At 52.0% G+C, this 9,664-nt stretch carries 1 protein-coding gene and 1 pseudogene; both read left to right on the top strand.

Annotation, left to right across the window (positions count from 1 at the left end):
- A partial coding sequence (locus D368_RS19730; RefSeq protein ID WP_486129304.1) for a condensation domain-containing protein occupies positions 1 to 1,648 on the top strand: 1,648 nt, incomplete at its 5' end.
- Between the two features lie 21 nt (positions 1,649 to 1,669).
- A pseudogene (srfAB, locus tag D368_RS19735) lies at positions 1,670 to 9,664 on the top strand (surfactin non-ribosomal peptide synthetase SrfAB); the annotation flags it as partial.

Below are 9,664 nucleotides of genomic sequence, written 5' to 3' on the forward strand. Positions count from 1 at the left end.
TTACAAAGCGCCGGAAACGGAGATGGAGACGCTGCTTTCCGACATTTGGCAGGAAGTGCTCGGTCTTGATCAGATCGGCGTAAGCGATAATTTCTTCACGCTCGGCGGCGACTCGATCAAAGGCATCCAAATGGCGAGCCGTCTGAACCAGCACGGGTATAAATTGGAGATGAAAGATCTCTTCCAGCATCCGACCATCGAAGAGCTCGTCTCTTATGTGGAGCGGACGGAAGGCAAGCAGGCCGATCAGGGACCTGTCGAAGGCGAAGCGGACTTAACGCCGATCCAGCGCTGGTTCTTTGAGAAAAACTTTACCGACAAACACCACTGGAACCAATCCGTCATGCTTCATGCGAAAGACGGCTTTGATCCGGAGATAACAGAAAAAACATTACATGTCCTGACGGTGCACCATGATGCGCTCCGGATGATTTATCGTGAACAAAAACCGTATTACAGAGGGCTTGAGGATGCGTCTGTTGAACTGAACGTCTTTGAGCTGAACGGACCTGCTGAAGACCATGAGGACCGTATCGAACGGGAAGCAGACCGTCTTCAAAGCAGTATTTCACTGGAAACAGGACATCTGCTGAAGGCCGGGCTCTTCCGGGCTGAAGATGGAGACCACCTTCTTCTCGCAATCCATCACTTAGTCGTGGATGGTGTATCTTGGCGGATTTTACTGGAGGACTTCACGTCCGTTTATACGCAGCTGAAGCAAGGCAATGAACCGGCGCTGCCGCCGAAAACACATTCATTCGCCGAATTTGCTGAGAGAATCAAAGAATACGCAAATACGAAGGCGTTTCTGAAAGAAGCGGATTACTGGAGAGAGCTTGAGGAAAAAGAGGTATGCACTCAGCTTCCGAAAGACAGGCAGTCTGGTGATCAGCGCATGAGACATACGAGAACGGTCAGCTTCTCTCTGACGCTTGAACAAACTGAACAGCTGACGACAAACGTACATGAAGCCTACCATACGGAAATGAACGACATCCTGCTCACGGCGCTCGGACTGGCGCTGAAAGAGTGGACGGGTGAAGACACGATCGGCGTTCATTTGGAAGGCCACGGGCGCGAAGACATTCTTGACGGCCTGAATATCACCCGGACGGTCGGATGGTTTACGAGCATGTATCCGATGATCCTTGAGATGAAGCACGCCGACGATCTTTCATATCAGCTGAAACAAATGAAAGAAGACATCAGACACATCCCGAACAAAGGAGTCGGCTACGGCATTCTGCGTTATGTAACGGCGCCTGAGCATAAAGAGGGTCTTTCATTTGAGATTGATCCGGATATCAGCTTTAACTACTTAGGCCAGTTTAATGAGATGTCGGATTCCGGCCTATTTACAAGATCCGGGATGCCGTCAGGACAATCGCTGAGCCCTGACACAGAGAAGCCGAATGCGCTTGATATTGTCGGATTTATAGAAAATGGGCAGATGACGATGACGTTTGCCTATCATTCTCTCGAATTTCATGAAAAAACCATTCAATCGTTCAGTGACAGCTTTAAAGGGCACCTCTTGAAAATCATAGATCACTGCCTGGCCCAAGACGGACCTGAGCTTACGCCTAGCGATCTTGGCGATGATGATCTGACGCTTGATGAACTTGATAAATTAATGGAAATTCTCTAACAGAAAAGACAGAGGTGACATATGAGCAAAAAATCGATTCAAAAGGTGTATGCACTCACACCGATGCAGGAGGGAATGCTGTATCATGCGCTGCTTGATCCGCATTCTTCCTCCTACTTCACACAATTAGAGCTTAGGATTCACGGAAGCTTCCAGCTTGAGCTTTTTGAAAAAAGCGTCAATGAGCTGATCCGGACATATGACATCCTGCGTACGGTATTCGTGCACCAGCAGCTTCAAAAACCGCGCCAAGTCGTATTAGCAGAGCGGAAGACGAAGGTGCACTATGAAGATATCAGTCAATTAGATGAAGCGCGCCAAACCGAATATATTGAACGCTATAAACGCGATGTGCAGCAGCAGGGCTTTCATCTGGCGAAGGACATTCTCTTTAAAGCGGCGGTGTTCAGGCTCAGTGAGAAGGAGCTGTATCTCGTCTGGAGCAATCATCATATTGTCATGGACGGCTGGAGTATGGGCGTTTTGATGAAAAGCCTGTTTCAAAACTATGAAGCGCTTCGTGCCGGCCGGCCCGCCGGGGGAAGCCAGGGCAAACCTTACTCTGACTATATCAAATGGCTCGGAGGCCGGGATTATGAGGAGGCGGAACAATATTGGAGCAGCCGCCTGGCGGATTTCGAACAGCCGAGCCTGCTCCCGGGCCGTCTGGCATCAGAAAAGAAAGACTATCAAAATGAAGAATATTCTTTTGTCTGGGATGAAAAGCTGGTCGCGCAGATTCAGCAGACCGCCAACCGGTATCAAGTCACGGGGCCTAACCTGTTTCAGGCCGTTTGGGGTGCGGTGCTCAGCAAATACAACTATACAGACGATGTGGTGTTCGGCACCGTCGTATCAGGCCGTCCTTCAGAAATCAACGGCATTGAAACGATGGCGGGGCTGTTCATCAATACGATTCCCGTCAGAATCAAGATTGACAAAGATGCAGCCTTTTCTGACGTGATGGCGGCAGTTCAGAAAAACGCCGTGGAAGCCGAGCGCTATGATTATGTGCCGCTCTATGACATTCAAAAGCGCTCCGCTCTGGACGGCAGCCTCTTGAATCATTTGGTCGCGTTTGAAAACTATCCGCTGGACAAAGAGCTGGAAAACGGGGGCATGGAGGAAAGACTCGGCTTTTCCATTAAAGTTGAACATGCTTTTGAGCAGACGAGCTTTGATTTCAATCTCATCGTGTATCCGGGAAAAACGTGGACTGTCAAAATCAAATACAACGGAGCGGCTTTCGCTCATGATGCCATCGAACGAACGGCGCATCATCTGACCCGCATGATGAAAGCGGCGGTCGGAACGCCTGACGCGCCCGTGCGGGAACTCGGCCTTGTTTCAGGCGAAGAAGAGCGGCAGATTGTTGAGATATTCAATGATACGAAAACGGCGCTTCCGGAAGAGGAGGCCGTTCACCGTTTGTTTGAAGCACAGGCAAACCGGACGCCTGCAAGCATCGCGATAAAAGAAGCGGGACGCGAATGGACCTACCGTGAAGTGAACGAAGCGGCCAACCGCCTGGCGAGACACCTTGTGAAGAGCGGGCTGGAAAAAGGCCGGACCGCCGCTATTATGAACGACCGGTCTGCGGAAACCGTTATCGGAATGCTTGCCGTCCTAAAAGCAGGCGGCGCATATGTGCCGATTGATCCGGCTTTTCCGGAGGACCGTCTCCGCTTTATGGCGGAAGACAGCTCGATTCGGCTCGTGCTGACAGTTCAGGACTATCAAGAACAAGCGGGCACATTGCAAGTCCCGATTGTCATGCTGGATGAAAGCGAGGAGGAAACGGTAAGCGGAACAGACTTGAATCTTCCGGCGGGCGGCAACGACTTGGCGTATATCATGTATACATCCGGGTCGACCGGAAAACCGAAAGGCGTCATGATTGAACACAGAAATATCATCAGGCTCGTCAAACATTCGAATTACGTGCCGGTTCATGAAGAAGACCGGATGGCGCAAACGGGAGCCGTCAGCTTTGATGCCGGAACCTTCGAAGTCTTCGGCGCATTGCTGAACGGAGCGGCATTACACCCGGTGAAAAAAGAGACGCTGCTTGACGCCGGGCAATTCGCCCAATTTCTGAAAGAGCAGCGGATCACGACCATGTGGCTGACGTCTCCGCTGTTTAATCAGCTTGCCCAAAAGGATGCCGGCATGTTTAACACGCTCCGGCACCTCATCATCGGCGGTGACGCGCTTGTGCCGCATATCGTCAGCAAAGTGAGGAAGGCATCACCGGAGCTGTCGCTTTGGAACGGCTACGGGCCGACGGAGAATACGACGTTTTCGACGAGTTTTCTCATTGATCAGGACTACGACGGCTCGATCCCGATCGGGAAGCCGATCGGAAATTCCACTGCGTACATTATGGACGAAAACCGCAACCTTCAGCCGATCGGCGCTCCCGGTGAGCTGTGCGTCGGCGGAAGCGGAGTGGCAAGAGGCTATGTGAATCTGCCTGAACTAACGGAGAAGCAGTTTGTCCGCGATCCGTTCAGACCGGATGAAATGATATACCGGACGGGAGACTTGGCGAAGTGGCTTCCGGACGGCACGATCGAGTTTCTCGGCAGAATTGACAATCAAGTAAAGGTCCGCGGTTTCAGAATCGAGCTCGGCGAAATCGAGGCGAAAATCAGCCAGGCGGAGAATGTGACGGAATCTGCGGCTGTGATCCGGAAAAATAAAGCGGATGAAAATGAAATCTGCGCTTACTTTACCGCAGACCGGGACCTTTCACCGGAAGACCTGCGCAAAACGCTTTCGGAATCACTTCCGGAATACATGATTCCCGCGCACTTCATCCAGATGAATCAGTTTCCGCTGACGGCGAACGGAAAGATTGATAAAAAAGCGCTGCCTGAGCCTCAGGCTGAAGCCGTTCAAAAAGAATACGAAGCGCCGAAAACGGAAGCGGAGCAGAAACTCGCGGACATTTGGGAAGGCATTCTCGGTGTAAAAGCGGGTGTGACTGACAATTTCTTCACGATTGGCGGACATTCTTTAAAAGCTATGATGATGACCGCTAAAATCCAGGAGCACTTTCAAAAAGAAGTGCCGATTAAAGTGTTATTTGAAAAGCCGACCATTCAGGAGCTTGCGCATTATTTGGAGCATGAGAGCGAGGAGGAACAGCAGTTTGAACCGATCCGACAAGCGCCTTATCAGAAGCATTATCCTGTTTCCTCAGCACAGCGCAGGATGTATATCCTTAATCAGCTCGGACAGGCCAGCACGAGCTACAACGTCCCTGCTGTACTTCTGCTGGAAGGATCAGTAGACAAAAACCGTCTTGAAGAGGCCATGCAGGCATTAATCAACCGTCATGAGACACTGCGTACGTCGTTTGACATGGCAGATGGAGAAGTCGTGCAGACCATTCATAAAAATGTGTCGTTTGAGCTTGAAACCGCCGAGGGCCGGGAAGAAGATGCAGAAGAGCTGACAAAAGCCTTTATCAGGCCGTTTGCGCTCAATCGTGCGCCGCTGGTCCGTTCGAAGCTGATCCGGCTTGAAGAAGATCGGCATCTTCTGCTGATTGACATGCACCACATTATTACGGACGGAAGCTCAATGGGCATTTTTATCGGTGATCTTGCGAAGCTTTATCAAGGCACGGAGCTTGAGCTGCCAAAGATTCATTATAAGGATTTTTCAGTCTGGCAGCGTGAAAAAGCAAATCTCGATCAGCACGAAGCCTACTGGCTTGATACGTTCAAAGGCGATCTGCCGGTGCTGGATCTGCCGCTTGATTTCCCGCGTCCTGCCGAGCGCAGTTTTGAAGGGGAACGCGTCATCTTCGGGCTTGATAAACAGGTGACGGCGCAGATTAAGAAGCTGCTGGCTGATACGGATACGACGATGTACATGTTCTTGTTAGCCGCTTTTCAAGTGCTGCTGTCCAAATATTCGGGGCAGGAAGACATCATAGTCGGGTCTCCGGCGGCCGGAAGACAGCATCCTGATCTCCAAGACGTGCCGGGCATGTTTGTCAACACCGTGGCGCTTCGGTCGCATCCTGCCGGCAAAAAAACGTTCAAGCAATTTCTGGATGAAGTGAAAACGGCGAGCCTTCAAGCTTTTGAGCATCAAAGCTATCCGCTTGAAGAATTAATTGAAAAACTGCCGTTAACGAGGGACACAAGCCGGAGTCCGCTGTTCAGCGTGTTATTTAATATGCAGAACATGGAGATCCCGGCCCTGCGGCTCGGAGATTTGGAGATTTCTTCTTACTCCATGCATCATCATGTCGCTAAATTTGATCTTTCCTTAGAAGCGGCTGAGCGCGGAGAAGAGGTCGGATTGAGCTTTGATTACGCGAAAGCCTTATTTGCGGACGAAACCATCCGCCGCTGGAGCGCTCATTTTGTCAATCTGATTAAAGCCTGCGCCGAAAATCCGGATATTCAGCTGGCCGACGCAAGCCTGCTGTCCGCTCCTGAGCGGGAAGCGCTCCTTTCTGATGAAAAACGGACGGAAGCGGATCTGCCTGAGGGCACTTTTGTTTCGCTGTTTGAACGGCAAGCGCAAAAAACGCCTGATCTCACGGCGGTTGCGGGCGGAACAAGTCTGACATATCGTGAGCTTGATGAACGCTCGAACCGGTTTGCCCGCCACCTTCAGGCTTGCGGAACGGGCAGTGAGGACATCGTGGCCATTATGATGGATCGTTCGGCCGACTTGATTACCGCGATTCTCGGCGTCATGAAAGCCGGAGCGGCATTTCTCCCGATTGATCCGGAGACTCCTGAAGAGAGAATCCGCTACTCTCTCGAAGACAGCGGAACGAAGCTTCTGGTCGTCAATGAGAGAAACATGACCGCGGCCGCCGTTTATAAAGGAAAACGGTCGTAATGGAAGACGGAGAATGGCAGAACGAAAGCGCCGACCGGCTTGAAACGGAGCCCGGCGCCGACCGGCTTGCCTATATCATTTATACCTCGGGAACAACGGGCAAACCGAAAGGCGTCCAGCTGGAGCACCGCAATCTAATCAATTATGTTACATGGTTCAGCCGTGAAGCCGGTTTGACCGAAGCTGACAAATCCGTGCTGCTGTCTTCTTACGCATTTGATCTCGGCTATACGGCCATATTCCCGATTCTTCAGGCGGGCGGCGAGCTGCACATTGTGCCGAAAGAGACGTACACCGCACCTGATCAGCTTGGTGAGTATATACAGAAAAACGGCATTACGTATATGAAACTGACGCCGTCATTGTTCCATATGATCGTCAATACAGCCCGTTTTACGTCAGAACGCCGTTTCAGCCCGCTTCGTTTAGTGGTGCTCGGCGGAGAAAAGATCATCACGTCCGATGTCCGCAAGTTTCATGACGTATACGCCCATACCGACTTCATCAATCACTACGGGCCGACGGAAACGACGATCGGCGCCATTGCGGAACGGATCAATATGGAGCGTCTTGCTCAATATGAGCAGCGTCCCGTCATCGGCCGCCCGATCGCAAATACCGGCGCGCTTGTATTGGACGGAGCAATGCAGCTCGTTCCTCCGGGCGCAAGCGGCGAGCTTTATATTACCGGGAAGGGGCTTGCCAGAGGATATCTTCACCGTCCGCAGCTGACGGCGGAGAAATTTCTCTCAAATCCTTTTTCACCGGACAGCCTGATGTACAAAACGGGAGATGTCGTCCGCAGGCTTCCTGACGGGACGATTGAATTTATCGGCCGTGCGGATGATCAGGTGAAAATCCGGGGCTACCGCATTGAATTAAAAGAGGTTGAAACCGTGCTGTTAAGCGTAAACGGCATTCAGGAGGCGGTCGTTCTCGCAGTCAGCGAAGGCGGGCTGCCGGAACTGTGCGCGTACTATAAAGCCGACAGCGGGCTGAAAGGCTCTGAGCTTCGCAAACGGCTTTCCGAAACACTGCCGTCTCATATGCTTCCGGCTTATTTCGTGCAGGTAGACCGCATTCCGCTCACAGCCAACGGAAAAACCGATAAAAACGCCCTCCCGAAACCGGGCGTCAGCCAAACGGCGCAAACAGCTTCAGCCTTGCCGGAAACGGAATTGGAGGAAAAGCTGTGCCGCATTTGGAAACAGACACTCGGTACGGATACGCTCGGCATCGACGATAATTTCTTCGATTACGGCGGGCACTCTTTAAAAGGCATGATGCTCCTCGCCAATATTCAGGCTGAACTGGACAAAACGGTTCCGTTAAAAGCGCTGTTCGAACAGCCGACTGTCCGCCTGCTTGCCGCATATATCGAAAAATCGGCGGTATCTGAGGGATATCGGATGATCACACCGGCAGACAGTGCAGACGCGTACCCGTTATCATCCGCCCAAAAACGGATGTACGTCCTGAACCAGCTTGACCGGGAGACAATCAGCTATAATATGCCGTCCGTTCTTCTGATGGAAGGAGAAGTCAATATTTCAAGGCTTCAGGAAGCGCTCAATCAGATGATCAATCGCCACGAATCTTTGCGGACGTCCTTTATCGATCAAAAAGGCCAGCCGATGCAGCAGATCGCGGAACAGGCTGACATTGACCTGCACATTTTTGAAGCAGCGGACGAGGAGAAAGCGGATCTTATCATTCAGGCATTTATTAAGCCGTTTGATCTGAGCGCGGCTCCGCTCATTCGGGCCGCTCTTGTCAGACTGAATGAAAAGAAACACCTGCTGCTGCTGGATATGCATCATATTATTGCCGACGGCGTGTCCAGAAGCATGCTGGTCAAAGAGCTCGCTCACCTTTACAAAGGCGGAAGTCTGCCGTCGCCGAACCTGCACTATAAAGACTTCGCCGTCTGGCAGAATGAACCCGGGCAGGCCGAACGGATGAAAGACCATGAGCGTTATTGGCTCTCCGCATTTTCCGGCGAGCTTCCTGAATTGAATCTGCCGACCGATTTTCCCCGTCCGCCGGTTCAAAGTTTTAAAGGACAATCCGTCCGTTTCAGAGCGGGGCGTGAAACGGAAAAAGCGGTGCGTGAATTAATGGAATCATCGGGAGCGACTCTTCATATGGTGCTTCACACCGCGTTCCATGTCTTTTTGAGCAAAATCACGGGGCAGCGCGATATCATTATCGGTTCGGTGACCGCCGGAAGAACGAGCGCCGAAGTTCAGGAAATGCCGGGGATGTTTGTCAATACGCTTGCGCTTCGCAATGAAACGCGAAAAGAGCAGACCTTCGCCGGGCTGCTCGAACGGGTGAAACAAACCAATCTCGACGCGCTGGCGCATCAGGATTATCCGTTTGAGGATCTGATCGGAAAGCTTGACCTGCCGAGAGATATGAGCCGCAACCCGTTGTTCCAGGTGATGGTGACGACAGAAGATCCGGATAAAGAAACACTGGAACTGGAGAACCTGCGCATCACTCCGTATGAGTCAAACCAAGGCACGGCGAAATTCGATCTGACACTCGGCGGCTTTACGGATCAAGAAGGTCTCGGCCTTCAGTTTGAATATGCGACTGATCTGTTTAAAAAAGAAACCATTGAAAAGTGGAGCGCCGGGTTCCTGCGGATTCTGAAGCAAGCGGCGGAAAGCCCGGACAGAAAGCTGCCTGAGATTTCACTGATCAGCGATGCTGAAAAACAAGCCCTTCTTGACGCATGGAAAGGAAAAACAATTTCTGTGCCGCGGGACAAAACGGTTCATCGTCTCTTTGAAGAAACGGCCGCCCGCTACGCGAACCGGCCGGCCGCGGCATACAACGGCGCGAAATGGACGTACGGTGAGCTGAACGCAAGGGCGAACCGGATCGCGCGCATTCTTATGGATTGCGGCGTCACGGCTGACGAACGTGTCGGCATTTTGACGAAACCGTCCTTGGAAATGGCCGCGGGCGTACTCGGCGTCTTAAAAGCGGGCGCGGCATTTGTGCCGATTGACCCCGACTACCCGGAAGAGCGCATCAGCTACATTCTGCAGGACAGCGGGGCCAAGCTGCTTCTCACACAGGAAGCGCTCGACGTGCCGGAAAGCTACACAGGAGATACGATCCTGCTTGACGGCAGCC

Source organism: Paenibacillus lentimorbus NRRL B-30488 (genome assembly GCF_000411595.1).
GTDB lineage: Bacteria > Bacillota > Bacilli > Bacillales > Bacillaceae > Bacillus > Bacillus velezensis.